Raw genomic sequence first — 19787 nt, forward strand, 5'->3', positions numbered from 1 at the left:
CCTCGCCGGGCCGGCGGGAGCCCGCAGTCTCAGCGGCGCGCGCGTGGCGAAGCTCGCGTCGTGGCCGGCGCCGCGGCCGGGTCCTCGGGCCAGGGGTGGCGCGGGTAGCGGCCGCGCAGCTCGCTGCGGACGGCCGGGTAGCCGGTGACCCAGAAGCCGGCGAGGTCGGCGGTCGTCGCGACGACGCGACGGGCGGGGGAGAGCAGCTCGAGCCGCAGCGGCCGGCCGGCCACCCGTGGCGCCGCCGCCCAGCCGAACACCTCCTGGACACGCACCGCCAGGGTGGGGACGGCGGGGTCGGTGTAGTCGACGCGGATCCGGGAGCCGGTCGGCACGGTCACCGCGTCGGGGACGACGGCGTCCAGGTCGCCGGAGAGCTGCCAGGGCACGAGCGCGCGCAGCGCCGCGACGACGTCGACGCGGGCCAGGTCGGCGCGCCGTCGGGCGCCGGAGACGTCGATGCCGGCGAGCAGGGCCGCGTCGTCGACGGCGGGCCAGGGATCGCCGAGCCCGGCGTGCGCCGCGGCCAGCCGCTCGCGCAGCCGGGTGGCTGCCGGCGTCCAGGTGAGCAGGCCGAGCCCCTCGCGGCGCAGCCCCTCGGCGACGGCGGCGGCCGCGGCGGCCGGGTCCGGTGCACGGGCCGGGCGCTCGGCCAGCACGATCGCGCCGAGCCGCTCGAGGTGCGCGCTGCGGACGTCGCCGTCGCGCCAGGCCACCTCGTCGCCCTCGGTGTGCAGCGGACCGCCGGCCTCCAGGGCCGTGGCCTCATCGATCGCGACGGCCGACCTGACGCGGGCGTCCCGGCGGCCGGGGGCGCGGTCGGCGACGGCGACCGCCAGCCACGGGGCGCCGGAGAGCGCCGTACCCGGGGGCAGTTCGGCGCCGGTGCCGGCGGCCATGAGGTAGGCGGTGCCGTCCGGTCGCCGGCGGGCCAGCCGTTCGGGGTGGGCGAGCCCGACGACCAGCCCGGCGGCGGTGTCGTCCGGTATGCGCGGCGGCGGGACGTCGGCCACCGAGCGCTCGAGGCGGGCGACCTCGTCCTTCCAGCGCGCGGTCGCACCCCGGTCGGTGCCCGAGCGCAGCTCGCGCCAGCCCGCCACCAGGTCGTCGCCGCGGGTGGGCAGGTCCGCGGAGAGCAGCGCCACCACCTCGGCGGCCCGGCGCCGGCCCACGAGCGGGGCGCCGTCGAGCAGCGCCCGCGCCAGGCGCGGGTGCACGCCGACGGCGGTCAGGGCTCGGCCGCGGGGGGTCGCGCGGCCGTAGTCGTCCACCGCGCCGAGGGTGCGCAGCGTCCGGTCCGCGACCAGCAGTGCCACCTCCGGGGGCGGGTCGGGCAGGCCCAGGCCGGTGCCGCCCGGGGCGCCCCAGCAGGCGAGCTCGAGGGCGAAGGCGGTGAGGTCGGAGACGGCGACCTCCGGCTCCTCGTGCGCGGGCAGCCGGTCGTGCTCGGCCGCGGTCCAGCAGCGGTAGACCGCGCCCGGGGCCTCGCGCCCGGCCCGGCCGGCCCGCTGGGTGACCGCCGCGCGCGACGCCCGCACGGTGACCAGCGAACCGAGCCCGCGGGCGAGGTCAGCGCGCGGGACGCGGGCCAGGCCCGCGTCCACGACGACGCGGACGCCGGGCACGGTCAGGCTGCTCTCGGCCAGCGCGGTGGCGACGACGACGCGGCGCCGGGGGCCGGCCTGCAGCGCGGCGTCCTGCGCGGTGGCCGGCAGCCGCCCGTGCAGGGGGAGGACGTCGGCCTCGACCCCGCGCAGCTCGGTGGTCACCCGGCCGATCTCGGCGGCGCCGGGCACGAAGACCAGGACGTCGCCGGTGCGCTCGGCCAGCGCGCGGCGGACGGTGGCGGCGACGTGGGTGAGCAGCCGCGGGTCGACCTGCAGGCCGTGCGGCGGGTCGACCGGGCCGGTCGGTGGTGCCCAGAGGACGTCGACGTCGTGCAGTGCGCCGGGCGCCTCGACGACGGGTGCGGGTGCGCCGTCCCCGCCGAGGAGCGCGGCCAGGCGCTCGGCCTGCGCGGTGGCCGACATGGCCAGCAGCTGCAGGTCGGGGCGCAGCGCGCCGCGGACGTCGAGGGTGAAGGCGAGCGCAAGGTCGGTGTCGAGGTGCCGCTCGTGGCACTCGTCGAGGACGACGGCGGACACCCCGGTCAGCTCGGGATCGGCCTGCAGCCGGCGGACGAGCAGCCCGGTGGTGACCACCTCGACGCGGGTGGCGGCGCTGCGCCGGCTCTCTCCGCGAACGCTGAAGCCCACCCGGCCGCCGACGGGCTCGCCGAGCAGGGCGGCCATCCGGCGGGCGGCCGCCCGGGCGGCGACGCGGCGCGGCTCGGCGACCACGATCCGGCCGGGCAGGGCGCCGGCCAGCGCGAGCGGGACGAGCGTCGTCTTGCCGGTGCCGGGCGGCGCGACCAGCACGGCACTGCCCCGCGCGGCCAGGGCGTCGGCGAGCGCGGGCAGCGCGGAGCGGACCGGCAGGTCGGTCCCCGGCGTCCCGGGCGGTGGCAGCACGGTGCCCAGTCTGCTGCGCCGCGCGGCCCTAGAAGGGCGGTGGGTCGTCGTCCGGCAACGGCGACGGGGACGGCGGGGGCGGTTCGGGTGGTGGTTCGGGTGGTGGCCGGCGCAGCCCGGGTGGCCGGGTGGTGCGGGTGACCCCGCTGGGCGTGGTGACGTGCAGGGTGCCGTCGTCCTCCATGCGGAAGACCCAGCCGCGGGCGAAGGTTTTGAGCCGGTGGTGGGAGCGGCACAGGGCAGCAGAGGTTGGCGCAGCCGGTCGAGCTGCCCTGGGCGTGCGGCACGACGTGGTCCAGATCGGTCCAGCCCACGCGCTGCCCGCAGTTGGGCATCCGGCAGGTGCGGTCGCGGGTGGAGACGAAGCGCTCCTGGCCGGTGGTGCGGGCGTACCGGTCGGTGGCCGCGGGTGGGGTGAGCGCGGGGCAGCCGCAGTCGCCGCCGGGGTGCTCGGTGCACCCGCGCGTCGCCACCCGGAGGAGCTCGGCCACCGTCGTCGTGGCCAGCAAGCGGCCGGTCTCGTCGGTGAGCGCAAAGGTGAGGCTGCCGCGGGCCGGTGCCTGCAGGCCGAGCGCGGCGATCCGGGCGAGCAGCGCCCGCACGTGGGCGGCGGTGATGACCAGTCCGTTCACCGACCCGGCCTCGGTCGTGGTGCCGCCCAGCCCGTCCAGGGTGGCCGTGATGGTCAGGTGCGCGGTGACGTCGGGCTGGTCGGCGCCACCGGGTCGGCGCAGCAGCAGGGAGAACAGCTCGGTGCGGATCCGCGCGATCGGCCGCTCGTCGCCGTCGGCCTTCGCCAGCCGGGCCAGCTGGTCGATCACGGCGTAGGCCTCGGCCGCCTCGTCGGCGTCCAGCTCCGCGCCCAGGGTGGCCCGGCCGTCGGCGCCGGGCTGGAGGAAGACGTCGGAGGACTCGGCCGCCTCCTCCCGGCGGGTGTCGGCGGCGGCCGCGTCCAGCTCGAGCAGCAGCTCGAGGGCGCGGGCGCGGAGCCGGGCCACGGACAGTTCCACCGCCCCGGGCAGCAGCCGCGCCTCGATGGTGCGCGCCAGCTCCGGGTCGGCGCCGCCGAGCACGTCGGCCAACGCCGCGGCCCGGGCCTCGTCGAGCTCGCCGCGGTGCAGGGCGGCGAGCGTGGCCGGCAGGTTGTCCTGCCAGGCCAGGGCCCGCGCGTGGCGGTGGCTCGCGGTGCCCCGCCCGCGGTTGAGCACGAGCGCCAGCTCCCCGGTGAAGAACTCGCTCACGCCGTCCCGGTCCCGAGCCGCGCCCCACCCGGGGGTGCGTGCGCCGGGCGTCCCCACCGGCGGGTCGTCCTCGTCGGAGGTCAGCTCCGCCATCCGCAGGATCAGCTCGGCCTCGTAGCCGGCGTCCATCGCCCTGCGGCGGTCCTGCCGGCGCAGCTCCTCGGCGACCTGCCGCTTGGACAGCACCCCGACGGGCAGCCGCCCGTTCCGGACCGGCTGGTCGAGCGACCAGTCGATCAGCACGCCCTCGACGGTCGAGGAGCCGGAGATCCGAGGCACACCCACACGCTACGAGCGGGGTACGACAGTTCCGGCGCTCGCGGGGAGGTCAGCCCAGCCGCGACCGCAGCGCCGGCACGCCGTCCCCGCTCAGGGAACCGAGCGCGGCGGTGCGCCCGGTGACCCCGAGCAGCAGCGCGTCGGCCGGGCCGCGTACCACCGGTCCCTCGCCGAGGGCCCAGTCCAGGTCGTCGGCCTCGACGCGCAGCCCCGCCAGGGCGCCCTTCGGCACCAGGCCGTCGACGGCCCCGGCGACCAGCCAGGTGAGCGACGTGCGCAGTCGGTGCGGGGGGATCTCGCGCGCCAACCCGAGCGGCCACCGGATGTCCAGGCCGTGCACCAGGACGTCGGTGAGGGGGGCCTCGGGACCCGAGCCCGGCGGCGTGAAGCGCGACTCCGCCTTGTCGCGCAGCACCCCGAGCAGCTCGTCGAAAGGTCGGCGCGCCTGCTCGCGGGCCAGCCGCACGTTCGCCCGGTCGAAGTTGCCCCGTGCGGCGATCATCGCGCGCAGGAAGCGCGGGACGCCGACCTCCAGCGGCACGACCAGGTGCCCGACCACCTCGTGCACGCTCCACTCGCCGCACAGGCTCTGCGCCGCCTGCTGCTCAGGGGTCAACCCGGACAGCTGCGCGGCCAGGGCGCGGCGCTCGTCGGCGATCTCGGCGAACGTGTCCACCCGGCCACCATGCACCGGGTTCCGCGCGCACGTCTCGGATCCGCGCGCGGCGGGTAGTCGCCGCGGATGCCGGTCATCGGGTTCCACAACTCGCACGAGCAGGTCCACCCCGCACGGCTGCTGGAGGCGGTGCAGCACGCCGAGGAGGTGGGGTTCACCGCAGCCATGTGCTCCGACCACCTCACGCCCTGGAACCCCCGGCAGGGGGAGTCGGGGTTCGCCTGGTCGTGGCTGGGCGCGGCGATGGCGACGACGTCGCTGCCGTTCGGGGCGGTGAACGCCCCCGGGCAGCGCTACCACCCGGTGATCGTCGCGCAGGCGATCGCGACGCTGGGCGCGATGTTCCCCGGCCGGTTCTGGGTGGCGCTGGGCAGCGGTGAGGCGATGAACGAGCACGTCACCGGCGATCCGTGGCCGCGCAAGGAGCTGCGCGACGCCCGGCTGCGCGAGTGCGTCGCCGTCATCCGGGCGCTGCTGGCCGGCGAGGAGGTCAGCCACGACGGGTCGGTCACCGTCGACCGGGCGCGGGTCTACACGCTCCCCGAGATCCAGCCCGCGCTCATCGCCCCGGCGGTCAGCGTGGCCACCGCCCGCAACGGCGCGGACTGGGCCGACGGGCTGGTGACCATCAACCAGCCGCACGACCACCTGCGCGAGATGATCGCCGCCTACCGGGACGCCGGCGGCCAGGGGAAGCTGATCATCCAGGTGCACGTCTCCTGGGACCCCGACCCGGACCGGGCGCTGGGCATCGCCCACGACCAGTGGCGCAGCAACGTCTTCCCGCCTCCGCTGTGCTGGGACCTCGACAGCCCGGAGGCGTTCGAGCAGGCCAGCGCGCACGTCCGGCCGGAAGGGGTCACCGACTCGGTCCGGGTGTCGGCGGACCTGGGGCAGCACGCCGCCTGGCTGCAGGAGTACCTCGACCTGGGCTTCGACGAGATCTACCTGCACCACGTCGGCAAGGAGCAGCGGCCCTTCCTCGACGCCTTCGGCGAGAAGGTGCTCCCGCAGCTCGGCGTCACCGCCGCCGGCCCGGTCGCGGCGGTGCGGGCATGAGGATCACCGACACCAGCGACCTGTGGTGGAAGAACGCCGTCGTCTACTGCCTGGACGTCGAGACGTTCATGGACTGGAACGGCGACGGGATCGGCGACTTCGAGGGGCTGGCCCAGCGCATCGACCACCTCGCCGACCTCGGCGTCACCTGCCTGTGGCTGATGCCCTTCTACCCGACCGCCGAGCGCGACGACGGCTACGACATCACCGACTTCTACGGCGTCGACCCGCGGCTCGGCACCCACGGCGACCTCGTCGAGGTGATCCGGACGGCGAACGACCGCGGCATGCGGGTGATCGCCGACCTCGTCGTCAACCACACCTCGCGCAAGCACCCCTGGTTCCGGTCGGCGGAGTCCTCGAAGGACTCGCCGTACCGCGACTTCTACGTGTGGCGCTCCGACCCGCCGCCGGACACCTCCGACCAGGTCGTCTTCCCCGACCAGGAGGACAGCATCTGGACGCTGTCGGAGAAGACCGGCGAGTGGTACCTGCACAAGTTCTACAAGGAGCAGCCCGACCTGGACGTGACGAATCCGAAGGTGCGGGACGAGGTCGCGAAGATCATGGGCTTCTGGCTGCAGGTGGGCCTCGCGGGCTTCCGCGTCGACGCCGTCCCCTTCTTCCTGGAGACCGCGGGCGCCGACGAGGATGCGCTGCCCGACCCGCACTCCTACCTGCGCGACCTGCGCTCGGTGGTCGGCCGGCGTTCGGGCAGCGGGGTGCTGCTGGGCGAGGTGAACCTGCCCTACGAGGAGCAGCTGCAGTTCTTCGGCGGCACCGACGGCGACGAGCTGACCATGCAGTTCGACTTCCTCGGCATGCAGGCGCTGTACCTGGCGCTGGCCCGCGGCGACGCCGGCCCGATCGCCGCCGCGTTGCAGGCGCGGCCGGAGCTGCACCCCGACTCGCAGTGGGCCACCTTCGTGCGCAACCACGACGAGCTGACCCTGGACAAGCTGACCGACGACGAGCGCGCCGAGGTGTTCGCCGCGTTCGGTCCCGAGGAGTCGATGCAGGTGTACGGGCGGGGGCTGCGGCGCCGGCTCCCACCGATGCTGGACGGCGACCCGCGGCGGGTGCGCATGGTCTACAGCCTGCTGTTCTCGCTGCCCGGGACGCCGGTGCTGTTCTACGGCGAGGAGATCGGGATGGGGGAGGACCTCGACGCCGAGGGCCGGCTCGCCGTCCGCACGCCCATGCAGTGGACGGCGGGGCGCAACGGCGGCTTCTCGCCGGCCGCGCCGCGGAAGCTGCCCGGGCCGGTGGTCACCGGCGGCTTCTCGCCCGAGTACGTGAACGTCGCCGACCAGCGCAACGACCCGGACTCGCTGCTGTCGTTCATGAAGCTGCTGATCCGGCGGTACCGGGAGTCACCCGAGCTCGGCTGGGGCGGCTTCTCGGTGCTCGAGCACCCGTGCCCCGAGGTGCTGGCCCACCTCTGCAGCTGGGACGACGGCGCGCTGGTGGCGCTGCACAACCTGAGCCCCGAGCCGCGGACCGTGCCGCTGCGACTGGCGGACTGCGACTCCAGCCACCGCCTGGTCGACCTGCTGCAGCCCGGCCAGACCGGGGTGGGGGACGACGGGTCGGTGGAGCTGCAGCTGGACGGCTACGGCTACCGGTGGCTGCGGGTGGTCGCGCAGGACAGCCGCCGGCTGGTCTGAGCCGACCGGTCAGGTCAGCCGGCGGGCCATGAGGACGTCGTCGACGTAGCGACCGTCGAGCCAGAACTCCTCGCGCAGCACGCCCTCGACGACGAAGCCGGCCGACTCGTAGAGCGTCCGGGCCGCGGTGTTCCCGCCGAGGACGCGCAGGCCGAGCTTGCGGATGCCGCGCCGGGCGGCCTCCGCGGCGGCGGCTTCGAGCAGCTGCCGTGCGACGCCCTGCCGCCGCGCGGAGGGGGCGACCGCCAGGCCCTGGATGTGCAGCACGTGCTCGTTGGAGGCCAGCGGCGTGGGGCGGCCGAACTGGGTGTAGCCGACGACCGCGCCGTCGTCCTCCGCGACCAGGACGTCGTCCGGCGGGCGGCGCTCGAAGAAGTCGGCGGCGTCGTCCCGGAGCGGCGCGACGGCGTTCTCCGGGGACCAGGTCGCCCGGTCGAGTTCGACCAGGCGCGGGCCGTCGGCGGTCACGGCGGGCCGGATGCTGAGCACCTCCGCAGTCTGCCCCGACCTGCCCGGCGCGGCATCACTGTGCGTCACCGCTCCGCCGGGGCGTTCTCCCGGACCGGTGGGACGGCTGCGCCTAGCGTGGCGCGCGAGGTGATCAGTCATGAGTGAACGCAACGGAAGCACGCCCACCGGACCCGGCACGGCCGAGATCCCGGTGATCCGCCCACGGGGTGGCAAGGCCCCGAAGACCGGTGCGGCACCGACGACCGGCGCGGCCCCCGAGCCCCCGGCGACCGCCCCTGCGCCCGCCGTCGGCGCGACCGCCGCGGTGGGCGAACCGGCTGCGGAACCGGCGTCGCCCGAGGCGGCCGAGCCCGCGCCGGGTGCGCACCCGACCGCGCCGGTCACCGTGCGCCCGGCTCCGCGGATGCCGCGCCGCGGACCGCTGACGGTGATGGGCCCCTGGGCGCCGGTCGCCGGCGGGCTGCTCGGCCTGGTGCTGGGCGGGATCGTCGCCGCGGTGCTCGGCGGATCGGCGGAGAGCTACGACCAGCGCCTCTCGGTCGTGTTCGTGGTGCTCGGGCTCGGCATGCTCGGCACCGCGGGCACGCTGCTCGCCGACGAGGTGCGCATCGTGCGGCAGCAGGCCCGCGACGCCGTCGTCCGCCCGCAGTGGGTGGAGGCGACCGCCGGCCTGGTGAACGGCCTGACGCCGGCGCGGCTGCTGATGCTGGCCAGCGTCGTCGTCCTGGTCCTGGCCGCCTGGGTGGGGCAGGGCTGACCCGTCCCGAGCGTGCGCCCGCGGGGTCCCCCTGACCCCGGGACCCCGCGGCGCGCACACCCGGGCCTAGGAGTAGGCCTGGATGCCCAGGTGGACGGCGAGGCCGAGCCCGGCGACGGCGATGACCGTGCGCAGGACGCCCTGCGGCGCGCGCCGGACCACGCCGGGGCCGATCCGGCCGCCGGCGAGGAAGCCCAGCGCCAGGGGCAACGCCGCCGACCACGCGACGTCGGCGAGCACCACGAACCCGATCGCGGCGACGCCGTTGGCCACGCCGAGGACGACGTTCTTCATGGCGTTGCCGCGGGGGAGGCCCTCGCCGGTGCTCAGCAGGTACATCGCCAGGAGCAGCACGCCGGCGGCCGCCCCGAAGTAGCCGCCGTAGATGCAGACGGCGAAGGTGCCCAGCGGCAGCCACCGCGGATCGCGCGCGGGGTGCTGGGCGCCCTCGGCGGCCAGCTCGCGCGGCGGGCGCTGCACGAGGATCGCCGCGGAGGCGCCGGCGATCAGCCACGGGACGATCCGCTCGAACGCCTCGGTCGGGGTGAGCAGCAGCAGCGCCATGCCGGTGGCACCGCCGAGGACGGCGGCGACCAGCAGCGGCCGCAGCCGACGGCCCTGCCCGCGCAGCTCGGGGCGTGAGGCGCTGACCGAGCCGACCGCGTTGAGCACCAGGGCGACGGTGTTGGTGACGTTGGCGGTGACCGGGGGGATGCCGGTGGCCAGCAGCGCCGGGTAGCTGACCAGCGAGGCGAGGCCCGCGATGCTGCCGGTCAGGCCTGCGCCGATGCCGGCGAGCACGAGGAAGCCGAACTCCAGGGGCGTCATCGGTTCAGCAGCACTGCGATCGCGACCAGGCCGAGGGCGACGATCGCCGTCCGCAGCACCGGTTCGGGGAGCTTCCGGCCGTAGCGGGAGCTGACGTAGCCGCCGATCAGCGAGCCGACGGCCAGCAGCCCCGCCGCCGCCCAGTCCACCCGGTCGGTGGCGACGACGACGTACGCGCCGGCCGCGACGGTGTTGACCGCGAGGGTGAGCACGTTCTTCAGCGCGTTGAGCCGCTGGAGCGACTCGCGCAGGAGCAGGCCGAAGATGCCGATCTGCAGCACGCCCTGGCTGGCCGCGAAGTAGCCGCCGTAGGTGCCGGTCAGGTACGCGCCGCCGAACAGCGCGGCCGTGCGGCCGAGGCCGACGCGCTGCTCCTCCTCGCCCGCTGACCGCCGGCGCTTGAGGGCGCGCTGCACCAGCGGCTGGACGGCGACCAGGGTGACGGCGAGCCCGATGAGCACCGGGACGACCGCCTCGAACGTCGACGCCGGCAAGTGCAGCAGCAGGAAGGCACCGGTCAGCCCGCCGAGGACCGACGCGGGCAGCAGGGTGAGCAGCCGGCGGCGTTGACCGCGCAGCTCGCGCCGGTAGCCGAAGGCGCCCGAGGCGTTACCCGCGATGAGCCCTAGCGAGTTGCTGATCGTGGCCGGCACCGGCGGGATGCCGACGGCGAGCAGGACGGGGAAGGAGACCAGGGTGCCCGAACCGACGACGGCGTTGATCCCGCCGGCCGCCAGCCCCGCCGCCAGGACCGCGACCATCTCCCACCCGCTCATGCGTGCATCCCGGCGAGCCTGTCACGGGTGCGGGGGGCTCCGCTGCCGCCGGCCCGTTGATCACCTCACACCCACGGCGGTCCCGGGCGTCGCCGGCACCGCCTCGGACGCGTGGTGATCACCGGTGACGTTCCCGCGGGAACGTCGGGGGGCCGCGGGTGGCGAACCACCCTCCGTGGGGTGAGGCGGCCGCCTCGAACCTGAACCGAGCCGGTCCGGTACCGAAGACTCGTCTGGATGCACCCCATGCTGACTCCGACAGTGATGACCGCCCCGTCGGGCTGCCACGGGTGCGGCAGCCCTCTCGCGGTGAGCACGCGCTCGTGGCGTGTCAGCCGGTCCGGAGGCGCTCGGCACTGGCTGTGCCTCGCGTGCGGGCGTGGTCTCGCCGTCGGACGGGCAGGGGCATCGGCGGAGCGGGAGGCGATGCGCCGCATGCGATCGGAGCCGGTCGTCGCGCTCCCGCCCTACGCTCCGGCGCCGTACGCGGTGCCCCCGAACGCAGCACCAGCCCCCGGCGCCTGGCCGGATGCAGCACCCGACGCCGTGGGACCGAGCGGTAGGAAGCTCCGGTGGGGGCGGCTGTCGCTGGTCAGCCTGGTTGTCCTCGTGGTGGCCTCGACGCTCCATTCGGCCGGCCCCACCGGACAGGCTGCCTCCATCGCGATCGGCTTCCCCGCGGGGCTCCTCTCCTGGATCTCGGTGGCCGCCTGGCCGATCGCGGCAGTTCGCTCGCGCTGGACGCGCAGCGGTCCGAGCACGCGCTCCTGGCAGGGCGCGGTGCCCGCGCCGAGCCAGGTGCCGGTCGTGCCCCGGTCCCGGGCTGGGGGACACAGGCACCCGCGTGTGACGGGCGCCGAGGACGACTGGATCAAGGGCGCCCGAGGCGAGCACGCGGTCGGCGCGGCACTGGACGCCACCGGACTGCCGGTGCTGCACGACCGCCGGCTCCGGCCCGGCTCCCGGGCGAACATCGACCACCTCGTCGTCGCCGCCGACGCCGTCTACGTCGTCGACGCCAAGAACCTCAGCGGCTCGTTCTCCCTGGCCGGCGGCACCTTCCGCATCAGCGGCTGGAACCAGGACCGGCTCGTGGAGGGTGTGCGGCGCCAAGCGGGTGAGGTCGCGGCCGCGCTGCGTCAGCTCGGGATCGCCGTCCCGGTGCGGTCGGTGCTCTGCCTGACCGGCACAGCCCGGCCCACGCGGGTCCAGTTCGCCACGGAGGTGCTGCTCACGACGCCGGACACCGTCACCTGGGTGCTCGGCCGGACCGGACCCCTCACCGACTGCCGGGGCTCCGAGATGGCGGACCTGCTCGCGTGGGCCTTCCCGCCCGCAGCAGGAGCCACGCCGGTCGAGCCGTGACCGGCCCCGGGCGGTTCAGTCGCCGTCGGGATCCTCAGCCGGTGCACCGGTCGGGGACGGCATCGCGCCGTCCTCCCCGCACGGCGCGCTGCCGGAGCCGCCCCCGTGCGGTGCCGAGCCGGCGATGAGCCACAGGCCGTTCACCTCGTGGAATGTGTAATCGAGGGACCACTCCGTGCAGGTCTCGTCGGGGCGATCGCGCGGCCCGGCACCGGCCTCCTGCTCGCTGGTGAAGGTGAGCCAGACGACGACCTCGTCCGCCGAGCGCCGTGCCTCCTGGACGACGAAGCCGTGGTCCTGGCTGGTCAGCACCGCATCGCGGAAGCGTTCGAAGCTGTCGTCCTGCGCCGTGCGCTGGGCGAAGGCGGTCGTGAAGTCCCCGTTGTTGATGGCCCGGAAGTAGACCTCCAGGGTGGAGGCCACGTGCCCAGCGGTCGCGGCATCGAGTGCGGCTTCGGGCACCGTGGCACCACCGGGGCCCGCGGCGTCGGGGCACTCGACGGGTGGGACCGGCTGCGGCGTGTCGAGCCATGCATCGACCCGGTCCTGCGCCAGGCGACCCGACACGGCCCAGTTGCCGCCTTCCCGGCCGTTCGTCGGCCCTGCGTCGTGCAGCCCGATGACGTCGCCCTCTGTGTTGATGACCGGGCCGCCGCTGCTTCCCCCGGTGCTGGCGGCGTCGTGCTCGATGAGGCTGTGCCGGGCGATCCCCTCGATGACGGCCTTGCGGTCCAGGCCGTTGACCGTTCCCTGCGTGACCGTGAGCGGTGCGCCCTCGGGGAAGCCGAGCACGGCGATCCGGTCGGTGACCCGAGGCGGCTCGGAGGCGATCTCGAAGAAGTGCCCCTCCAGGGGGGCCACCGTCTCCACGAGAGCCACGTCCGCGGCCTGGTCGATTCCGGCCACGTGAGCAGCGGTCGCGGTCGTGCCCTGGACGACACGCAGGACCTCGCCCCCGTCGACGACGTGCGCGACGGTGAGCACGTGGTGCGGAGCCACCACGAAGCCCGACCCGATCCCACCGCCGTCACACGTGGCCACCTCGAAGCGGACCACGCCGGAGATCACCTCCTGGACCACGTCCTCGAAGGCGGCGGTGGTGGTGGCTGCGGTCGGGGTCTCGGGTGACGGTGCTGCCGCGGTCGTCGTCGCCGGCGCGGCCGTGGTCGACGCGGGGGACGACGAGCCGGTCGACGGTGCCGAGCTGGACTCCGGAGTCGCGGACAACCCGGCCTGGGGCCCGCACCCGGTGACGAGCATGACGCCGGCAAGCAGCAGACCCCCCAGCAACGGCAGACGGCGTCTCCCGGGTGCCGCCTGTGCCGCTCCGGGCAGGTGCACGTGGCCGGGAAACCGCCTCATCGACGCAGGATCCGCCCGCCGTACGGGCGCGACAAGGGCTTCCGCCCCGGCGGCCGAGCCGACCCACGGCACCCGGGACGACGACGATCGCGAGCGGCGGGTCAGTCGTTGCAGCGGCTGATGAGGATGTGCGCGGGGTCGCCGGCCTGGCCGACGACGGACAGGTCGCCCCCGCCGGCGGCCCATGAAGAGACGCTCGGCTGCTCGGCGTCCCCGACCAGCCCCTCAGTGGTGAAGGCACGCATCGCGTCGATCTGCTCGGCGTACCCACGCATGACCGGGAGCAGGTCGCCGGTGACCCGCAGCACCGCGACCCAGCCGCCGGTCGCGCAGGTGGCGGGGAACGGGTCGAAGACCAGCTCGCTGCCTGCGACGATGCGGAGCTGGTCGTCCTCGTACACCGCGAGGTCCTCGGGAGCGACGTCGTCGTCCGTGACCTCGGCGACCGGGCCGTCCTCGACGGGCGGGCGGGAGACCGGCTCGCCGGAGTAGCTGCCGCCCGAGATCTCCAGGTACCCGCCGCCGTCCGCCTCGGCGAGGCCGCGCAGGCTCATGGACCAGTAGGGCGGTCCGTTCCTCTCGCTGATGCTGGAGCCGTACGCCGAGCACTCGACGGCGAACGCCGTGTCCTCGGTGACGGAGCTGTTCCACAGCTCGGGGTCGTCGTTGCACCACTCGCCGTCCGGCCACCACGCGGGCGGCGCCACCGGAAAGCCGAGCTCCTCGGCCTGCCGCGCGTAGGCCGCGAAGACCTCCGGCAGGTCGTCGTCCACCCGGAGGAAGGCGTGCAGCCCCTCGTCGAAGGTGGGGAACACCGCCCCGACCAGACCAGAGCCCGGCTCGATCTCGAAGCCGACGGCGAGCGGTCCGCTCGTCCGCACGATCTCCTCGGGCTCGCCGGTGCACCCGGCGAGGACGAGCACGCACGTGGCGGCAGCGACCGACCGCCTCACCCGGCGTCGCCGGCGGCGGGTGCCGCAGCCGCCGCGCGGCGCCGCCGGAGCGGGACGAGCACCGCGGCCGCGATCACCGCGGCGAGCACCAGCCACGGCAGCAGGACGCCGAGGGCGATGACCGCCGCACCGCCCGCGGAGACCAGCGCGTTCCACCCGGTGCCCAGCCCGTCGACGAAGCCGTCCGGACCGCCGGGCGGGGCGACGCCGGGCTGCTGCAGGTGCAGGCGCAGCGTGGACAGCTCCACCTGGTCGGCGAGGAACGCGCGCTGCGACTGCAACGACTCCAGCTGCTCCTGCCGCCCGGAGAGCGCACCCTCGGCGGCGAGCAGCGCCTCGGTCGAGGGCGCCTCGTCCAGCAGGGCCTGCAGCCGGGCGACCGAGGTCTGCAGCGCCGAGATCCGTGCGTCCAGGTCGACGACGTCACCGGTCACGTCCGAGCGGGACACCGACACGCTGGCCACCTCGCCGAGGTCCTCGAGATCGGCGAGGACGTCCGTCAGCGCATCCGAGGGAACCCGCACGACGAGGTCGGCGGACGAGCCCTCGTCGTCCCCGGTCGCGGCGTACTCGGTGCGCTCGTCGACCCGCCCGCCGGCGGACTCGACCCGCTCGCTCAGCTCCTGAGCGGCGCCGGCGGGATCGTCGACGACGAGCGACGCGTCGGCGTTGGTGATCACCTGACGCTCGGCATCGCCGCCGACCGGGTCGGCGGCCTCGTCGGCGACGGCCCCTGCGCCTCCGCCGTCCGCGCTGCTGCTCGACCCGTTCCCGGACGAGCCGGAGCAACCGCCGACCAGAACCAGGGCCAGGGTCACGGCTGCGCTGCCGAGGAGGCGCCTCATGCCGGGACCGTAGGGCGCCATCACCTCTCGGACCAGCGTCGATGCCCGATCGTGACGCGGCGGACCGGCGGCCGCTCTGCACCCGTCGTCAGTCGGGGGAAGCCCTGGCCGCTGCTTTTCTCATGAACGGCGCGGCGCGGGACACCTGCACCTGCCGGCGGCCCTCAGTCCTTGCGGCCGGCGTCGACGAGCCGGATGACCGCGTGGCCCTCCTCGTCGGAGGCCTCCAGGTCGACCTCGACGTCGAAGCCCCAGTCGTGGTCTTCCTCGGGGTCGTCGAGGATCTGCCGCACCCGCCAGACGCCGGGCTCGGTTTTGTCCCAGATCAGCATCGCCGGGCCGCGGGCGTCGCCACCGGTGCGCACCTCGGGGTGCTCCTCGAAGTACGCGCGGACGACGGTCTCCCACCGGTCGGCGTCCCAGCCCGAGCCGCGGTCCAGCTCGCCCAGGTCGTACCAGCGGCGCAGCGCGAACAGCTCCACCCGGCGGAACAGCGCGTTGCGCACCATCGCGGTGAACGCGCGCTCGTTGCCGGTGAGCGGCCGCGGCCGCGCGGGGACGGCGACCTCGGCGATCGGGCCGTCGTCCTCGGGGTTGGTCAGCGACTCCCACTCGTCCAGCAGCGAGGAGTCCACCTGGCGCACCAGCTCGCCCAGCCACTCGACCAGGTCGGTCACGCCCTCGGTGCGCGCGTCCGCGGGCACCCCCGACCGCAGTGCCTTGAACGCGTCGGAGAGGTAGCGCAGCACCGCGCCCTCGGACCGGGTCAGCCCGTAGGTGTTCACGAGCTCCCGGAAGGTGAAGGCCCGCTCCCACATCTCGCGGACGATCGACTTCGGCGACAGGTGCGCGTCCCGCGCCCACGGGTTGGTGCGGACGTACACCTCGAACGCCGCGTCCAGCAGCTCCTGCAGCGGCTTCGGGTAGGTGACCTCCTCGAGCAGCTCCATCCGCTCGTCGTACTCGATGCCCTCGGCCTTCATCTGCGCCACGGCCTCGCCCTTGGCCTTGTTCAGCTGCGCCGCGAGGATCTGCCGCGGGTCGTCCAGCGTGGCCTCGATGACGCTGACGACGTCGAGCACGTAGGTGTCGCTCTCGGGGTCCAGCAGGTCGATCGCGGCCAGCGCGAACGTCGACAGCGGCTGGTTGAGCGCGAAGTCCGGCGGCAGGTCCAGCGTCAGGTCGTAGCGGCGGCCGTCCGGCTCGGGCTCGGGCAGCCGCTCCAGGACGCCGGCCTGCAGCAGCGAGCGCGCGATGCCGATCGCCTCGCGGATCAGCCTCAGCTGCTTCTTCCGCGGCTCGTGGTTGTCGGTGAGCAGCCGGCGCATCGCGGCGAACGGGTCACCGGGGCGGTCGACGACGTCGAGGACCATCGCCGTGGACACCCGCATGTTGCTGGTCAGCTTCTCCGGCTCGCCCTCGACCAGCCGGTTCATCGTCGCCTCGCTCCACGGCACCATGCCGTCGGGCACCTTCTTGCGGACCAGCTTGCGGCGCTTCTTCGGGTCGTCGGCGACCTTGGCGAACTGCTTGAGGTTCTCCACCTCGTGCTCGGGCGCCTGGACGACGACGGTGCCGGCGGTGTCGTACCCGGCCCGCCCGGCGCGGCCGGCGATCTGGTGGAACTCGCGCACCTGCAGCAGGCGCATGCGGACGCCGTCGTACTTCGACAGCGCCGAGAAGACGACGGTGCGGATCGGCACGTTGATGCCGACGCCGAGGGTGTCGGTGCCGCAGATGACCTTGAGCAGCCCGGCCTGCGCCAGCTGCTCGACCAGCCGCCGGTACTTGGGCAGCATCCCGGCGTGGTGGACGCCGATCCCGTGCCGGACCAGCCGCGACAGCGTCGTCCCGAAGGAGGAGGTGAAGCGGAAGCCGCCGATCATGTCGGCGATCGCCGCCTTCTCCTCCTTGCTGCACACGTTGACGCTCATCAGGGCCTGCGCCCGCTCCAGCGCCGAGGCCTGGGTGAAGTGGACGACGTAGATGGGCGCCTGCTTGGTGTCCAGCAGCTCCTGGATCGTCTCGTGCATCGGCGTCGTCGCGTAGTAGTGGTGCAGCGGCACCGGGCGCTCGGCGTTGGCGACCAGCGCGGTGGGCCGGCCGGTGCGGCGGGTGAGGTCCTCGCGCAGCGTCGTGACGTCGCCGAGCGTGGCGCTCATCAGCAGGAACTGCGCCTTCGTCAGCTCCAGCAGCGGCACCTGCCAGGCCCAGCCGCGGTCGGGGTCGCCGTAGTAGTGGAACTCGTCCATGACGACCAGCGCGTCGCCGACGCCGTCGCCGCCCTCGCGCAGCGCCACGTTGGCCAGGATCTCCGCGGTGCAGGCGATGATCGGCGCGCCCGGGTTGACCGAGGCGTCGCCGGTCAGCATGCCGACGTTGGCGGCGCCGAACACCCCGCACAGGGCGAAGAACTTCTCGCTGACCAGTGCCTTGATCGGCGCGGTGTAGTAGCTGCGCCGACCCGCCGCCAGCGCCGCGTACTGCGCGCCGGTGGCCACCAGCGACTTGCCCGACCCGGTCGGCGTCGCGAGGACCACGTTCGCCCCGCTGACCAGCTCGATGAGCGCCTCCTCCTGCGCCGGGTACAGCGTCGTGCCCCCGGCCTCGGCCCAGGCGGCGAAGTCGGCGAACAGCTCGTCCGGGTCGCCGCCCCTGGCGCGCAGCGCGGAGAGGTCGGCGGGGTCGTCGAGCAGGGGAGGAGCGGTGGTCGTGGTCATCAGGGGGATCAGCGTGCCCGACGCCCCGGACGTTCCCGCGACCCCGTGCCCGCCCGAGCGCGTCGCACGGGTTCCGCGGCCGCCCCCGCGGGTAGCGCGCGGAGGCCTGACCCGGTGAGCACGTCCCCCCACGCACCCGAGGAGAGCCATGTCGTCGCCCCGCCCCGAGTCCCAGCCCGCCCAGCAGCAGACGCCGCCCGGCACGCTCGGGGAGATGGACCCGAAGCCCGACCACGGCGAGGAGACCTACCGCGGCTCGGGCCGGCTGGCCGGCAAGAAGGCGGTCATCACCGGCGGCGACAGCGGCATCGGCCGGGCCGTCGCGATCGCCTTCGCCCGCGAGGGTGCCGACGTCCTCATCTCCTACCTGTCCGAGCACGAGGACGCGCAGGACACCGCCCGCTACGTCGAGCAGGCCGGGCAGAAGTGCGTGCTGGTGCCCGGCGACCTCGCCGACCGTGCGCACGCCAAGACGATCATCCCCAAGGCGGTCGAGGAGTTCGGCCGGGTCGACGTCCTGGTCAACAACGCCGCGTTCCAGATGAGCCACGACTCGCTCGACGAGATCAGCGACGCCGAGTGGGACCACACCGTCGCGACCAACCTCTCGGCGATGTTCACCCTGACCAAAGACGTGCTGCCGCACATGGGGCCGGGCGGGTCGATCATCAACTCGTCGTCGGTGAACAGCGACAACCCCAGCCCGAACCTGATCGCCTACGCGATGACCAAGGCCGGCATCGCCAACTTCACCGCCTCCCTGGCGCAGATGCTGGCCGAGAAGGGCATCCGCGCGAACAGCGTGGCGCCCGGCCCGATCTGGACGCCGCTGATCCCGGCGACCATGCCCGAGGACAAGGTGGAGAGCTTCGGCCAGCAGGTGCCGATGGGCCGCCCGGGCCAGCCCGCCGAGCTCGCGCCGGTGTACGTGCTGCTGGCCAGCGACGAGTCCTCCTACGTCTCCGGGGCGCGCATCGCCGTCACCGGCGGCAAGCCGATCCTCTGATGGTCTTCATCTGGAGCAGTGGCTGGGGTCCCCGCCGCCGGCGCCCCCGTCGCGGGTACGGCCCGGCCGGCTACGGCCGGGGCTACGGCTACGGGCCGCCGCCGGGCTACGGCTACGGCCAGGGCTATGGCTACGGCCCGGGCTACGGACGGCGGAACGATTCGTGTCTGCGCGACCTGCTCTTCCTCAACACCGGCTGCTGCCTGGCCAACGCGATCGGGTGCGGCGGCGACGCCTTCCTGGTGGCGCCGGCGACCGCCCGCGCGGTCCGCAGGTCCGACGCCGGGGAGCGGGGCAGCCGGATCGCGGAGCGCATGGTGGCCGCCGTCCGCGTGTACCAGCGCGAGGTCAGCCCGACGAAGCCGCCGTGCTGCCGCTTCGAGCCCACCTGCTCCGCGTACGCGGTGGAGGCGCTGGAGCGGCACGGCGCGGCGAGGGGTGCGTGGCTGACGTGCGCCGGCTGGCCCGCTGCCGCCCCGGTGGGTCCCGCGGCGCCGACCCGGTGCCCGCCTGACCGGTCCCGGTCCGTGCCGGGCGCCCCTCGGCCAGACTGTCGGCCATGCCCGCCGTCGACGACGCCGCCGGTGACCTGCCGGTCACCGCGTCCCTCGTCGTGCCCGCGGGCGCGCTGGCGTGGCGGTTCTCCCGCTCGTCGGGGCCCGGCGGGCAGGGCGTCAACACGGCGGACTCCCGCGTCGAGCTCTCCGTCGCACCGCTCGAGCTGCCCGGCCTCACCGATCCGCAGCGCGCCCGGCTGGCGCAGCGGCTGGGCGGCCGGCTGGTCGACGGCGTCCTGACCGTCGCGGCCAGCGAGCACCGCCAGCAGCTGCGCAACCGGCAGGCCGCCCGCGAGCGGCTGGCCGCGGTGCTGCGCGCCGCCCTGGCCCCACCGCCACCGTCCCGGCGCCGGACCAAGCCCACCCGCGGCTCGCAGGAGCGCCGGATCGAGGCGAAGAAGCAGCGCGGCCGGCTGAAGAAGCAGCGCGGCGGCTGGGACTAGCTCAACCGCTGCTGCAGGTGCACCGTCACCTCCTCGCCCGCGCGGCTCTTGCCGATCGCGGTGCAGATCGCCGCGCGCAGCGGCAGCCAGTGCGGGCCGGTGCCCGAGGGCATGAGGGTGGCGGCGAAGGCGTGCCCGTCGGCGGTCCCGGTCACCTTCACCGCGCGGCGGGTGCCCAGGAGCTCGGCGGAACCGGGGACCACGAGGTAGGTGGCGAAGGCGCCGTCCTTCTGGGATCGGGGAGGTGAACGTGTGATCGAGGTGCTGCGCGG

Annotated in this window: 16 protein-coding genes and 1 pseudogene; 7 read left to right on the top strand and 10 right to left on the bottom strand. The window is 74.9% G+C overall.

Features of this window, described 5'->3' with window-relative positions; translation table 11 throughout:
* Positions 1 to 29: 29 nt before the first annotated feature.
* Positions 30 to 2510, bottom strand: coding sequence for an ATP-dependent helicase HrpB (hrpB, locus tag JKP75_RS08330; protein ID WP_200491825.1), 2481 nt, complete (start codon positions 2508 to 2510; stop codon positions 30 to 32).
* A gap of 1569 nt (positions 2511 to 4079) precedes the next feature.
* Positions 4080 to 4706 (bottom strand): maleylpyruvate isomerase family mycothiol-dependent enzyme, encoded by a 627-nt coding sequence (locus JKP75_RS08340; protein WP_200491823.1) that lies wholly within the window; start codon positions 4704 to 4706, stop codon positions 4080 to 4082.
* A gap of 66 nt (positions 4707 to 4772) precedes the next feature.
* On the opposite strand from JKP75_RS08340, the gene JKP75_RS08345 reads away from it, so the two are divergent.
* Positions 4773 to 5765 carry a TIGR03885 family FMN-dependent LLM class oxidoreductase gene (locus tag JKP75_RS08345; protein WP_200492925.1) on the top strand — a complete coding sequence of 331 codons (993 nt, stop codon included), beginning with the start codon at positions 4773 to 4775 and terminating at the stop codon, positions 5763 to 5765.
* Positions 5762 to 7432: an alpha-amylase family protein gene (locus tag JKP75_RS08350; RefSeq protein ID WP_200491822.1), complete on the top strand. Its 1671-nt coding sequence runs from the start codon at positions 5762 to 5764 to the stop codon at positions 7430 to 7432. The genes JKP75_RS08345 and JKP75_RS08350 overlap by 4 nt, the downstream gene beginning before the upstream one ends.
* Positions 7433 to 7441: 9 nt before the next feature.
* Here JKP75_RS08350 and JKP75_RS08355 read toward each other — a convergent pair whose 3' ends face one another.
* The gene (locus JKP75_RS08355; RefSeq protein WP_200491821.1) at positions 7442 to 7921 is read right to left on the bottom strand and encodes a GNAT family N-acetyltransferase; all 480 of its coding nucleotides are present in this window, start codon (positions 7919 to 7921) and stop codon (positions 7442 to 7444) included.
* Positions 7922 to 8039: 118 nt separating this feature from the next.
* Between JKP75_RS08355 and JKP75_RS08360 the strand changes: the two genes are divergently transcribed.
* A complete protein-coding gene (locus JKP75_RS08360; protein ID WP_200491820.1) occupies positions 8040 to 8660 on the top strand; it encodes a hypothetical protein in 621 nt (206 codons plus the stop codon).
* A 66-nt stretch (positions 8661 to 8726) separates the two neighbouring features.
* Here the strand turns inward: JKP75_RS08360 and JKP75_RS08365 are convergent, their stop codons facing one another.
* Together JKP75_RS08365 and JKP75_RS08370 are read right to left on the bottom strand one after the other, a co-directional pair.
* Positions 8727 to 9488 (bottom strand): sulfite exporter TauE/SafE family protein, encoded by a 762-nt coding sequence (locus JKP75_RS08365; RefSeq protein ID WP_200491819.1) that lies wholly within the window; start codon positions 9486 to 9488, stop codon positions 8727 to 8729.
* Positions 9485 to 10264 carry a sulfite exporter TauE/SafE family protein gene (locus JKP75_RS08370; RefSeq protein ID WP_200491818.1) on the bottom strand — a complete coding sequence of 260 codons (780 nt, stop codon included), beginning with the start codon at positions 10262 to 10264 and terminating at the stop codon, positions 9485 to 9487. Before JKP75_RS08370 ends, JKP75_RS08365 begins: the two co-directional genes overlap by 4 nt.
* 846 nt (positions 10265 to 11110) lie before the next feature.
* Between JKP75_RS08370 and JKP75_RS23770 the strand changes: the two genes are divergently transcribed.
* Complete coding sequence (locus tag JKP75_RS23770) at positions 11111 to 11629, top strand: nuclease-related domain-containing protein (RefSeq protein ID WP_200491817.1); 519 nt, start codon at positions 11111 to 11113, stop codon at positions 11627 to 11629.
* Positions 11630 to 11644: 15 nt separating this feature from the next.
* On the opposite strand, the gene JKP75_RS08380 is transcribed toward JKP75_RS23770, so the two are convergent.
* The 4 genes from JKP75_RS08380 to JKP75_RS08395 all read right to left on the bottom strand — a co-directional run bounded on the left by JKP75_RS08380 (position 11645) and on the right by JKP75_RS08395 (position 17509).
* Complete coding sequence (locus tag JKP75_RS08380) at positions 11645 to 12919, bottom strand: S1C family serine protease (RefSeq protein WP_200491816.1); 1275 nt, start codon at positions 12917 to 12919, stop codon at positions 11645 to 11647.
* 173 nt (positions 12920 to 13092) lie between these two features.
* A complete protein-coding gene (locus JKP75_RS08385) occupies positions 13093 to 13914 on the bottom strand; it encodes a hypothetical protein (protein ID WP_200491815.1) in 822 nt (273 codons plus the stop codon).
* Positions 13915 to 13940: 26 nt separating this feature from the next.
* The gene (locus JKP75_RS08390; protein WP_200491814.1) at positions 13941 to 14789 is read right to left on the bottom strand and encodes a DUF4349 domain-containing protein; all 849 of its coding nucleotides are present in this window, start codon (positions 14787 to 14789) and stop codon (positions 13941 to 13943) included.
* Positions 14790 to 14953: 164 nt separating this feature from the next.
* A complete protein-coding gene (locus tag JKP75_RS08395; protein ID WP_200491813.1) occupies positions 14954 to 17509 on the bottom strand; it encodes an RNA helicase in 2556 nt (851 codons plus the stop codon).
* A 148-nt stretch (positions 17510 to 17657) separates the two neighbouring features.
* Here JKP75_RS08395 and JKP75_RS08400 point away from each other — a divergent pair, with 148 nt between their 5' ends.
* The 3 genes and pseudogenes from JKP75_RS08400 (at position 17658) to arfB (ending at position 19515) form a co-directional block, all read left to right on the top strand.
* Positions 17658 to 18515 carry an SDR family oxidoreductase gene (locus JKP75_RS08400; RefSeq protein WP_200492926.1) on the top strand — a complete coding sequence of 286 codons (858 nt, stop codon included), beginning with the start codon at positions 17658 to 17660 and terminating at the stop codon, positions 18513 to 18515.
* A gap of 314 nt (positions 18516 to 18829) precedes the next feature.
* Positions 18830 to 18910: pseudogene (gene yidD, locus JKP75_RS20935) on the top strand (membrane protein insertion efficiency factor YidD); the annotation flags it as partial.
* 164 nt (positions 18911 to 19074) lie between these two features.
* Positions 19075 to 19515, top strand: a complete 441-nt coding sequence (arfB, locus tag JKP75_RS08410; protein ID WP_200491811.1) for an alternative ribosome rescue aminoacyl-tRNA hydrolase ArfB — start codon at positions 19075 to 19077, stop codon at positions 19513 to 19515.
* Here the strand turns inward: arfB and JKP75_RS08415 are convergent.
* A complete protein-coding gene (locus JKP75_RS08415) occupies positions 19512 to 19718 on the bottom strand; it encodes a DUF1905 domain-containing protein (protein ID WP_200492927.1) in 207 nt (68 codons plus the stop codon). The genes arfB and JKP75_RS08415 overlap by 4 nt on opposite strands.
* Positions 19719 to 19787: the final 69 nt, after the last annotated feature.

Source organism: Blastococcus sp. TML/M2B, assembly GCF_016612865.1.
Taxonomy (GTDB): domain Bacteria; phylum Actinomycetota; class Actinomycetes; order Mycobacteriales; family Geodermatophilaceae; genus Blastococcus.

What these genes read in the sequence shown, in the direction of transcription:
- JKP75_RS08345 (WP_200492925.1), top strand. Translation starts at nt 4,773, where the DNA reads ATGCCGGTCATCGGGTTCCACAACTCGCACGAGCAGGTCCACCCCGCA.
- JKP75_RS08350 (WP_200491822.1), top strand. Translation starts at nt 5,762, where the DNA reads ATGAGGATCACCGACACCAGCGACCTGTGGTGGAAGAACGCCGTCGTC.
- JKP75_RS08360 (WP_200491820.1), top strand. Translation starts at nt 8,040, where the DNA reads ATGAGTGAACGCAACGGAAGCACGCCCACCGGACCCGGCACGGCCGAG.
- JKP75_RS08365 (WP_200491819.1), bottom strand. Translation starts at nt 9,488, where the DNA reads ATGACGCCCCTGGAGTTCGGCTTCCTCGTGCTCGCCGGCATCGGCGCA.
- JKP75_RS08370 (WP_200491818.1), bottom strand. Translation starts at nt 10,264, where the DNA reads ATGAGCGGGTGGGAGATGGTCGCGGTCCTGGCGGCGGGGCTGGCGGCC.
- JKP75_RS08390 (WP_200491814.1), bottom strand. Translation starts at nt 14,789, where the DNA reads ATGAGGCGCCTCCTCGGCAGCGCAGCCGTGACCCTGGCCCTGGTTCTG.
- JKP75_RS08395 (WP_200491813.1), bottom strand. Translation starts at nt 17,509, where the DNA reads ATGACCACGACCACCGCTCCTCCCCTGCTCGACGACCCCGCCGACCTC.
- JKP75_RS08400 (WP_200492926.1), top strand. Translation starts at nt 17,658, where the DNA reads ATGTCGTCGCCCCGCCCCGAGTCCCAGCCCGCCCAGCAGCAGACGCCG.
- arfB (WP_200491811.1), top strand. Translation starts at nt 19,075, where the DNA reads ATGCCCGCCGTCGACGACGCCGCCGGTGACCTGCCGGTCACCGCGTCC.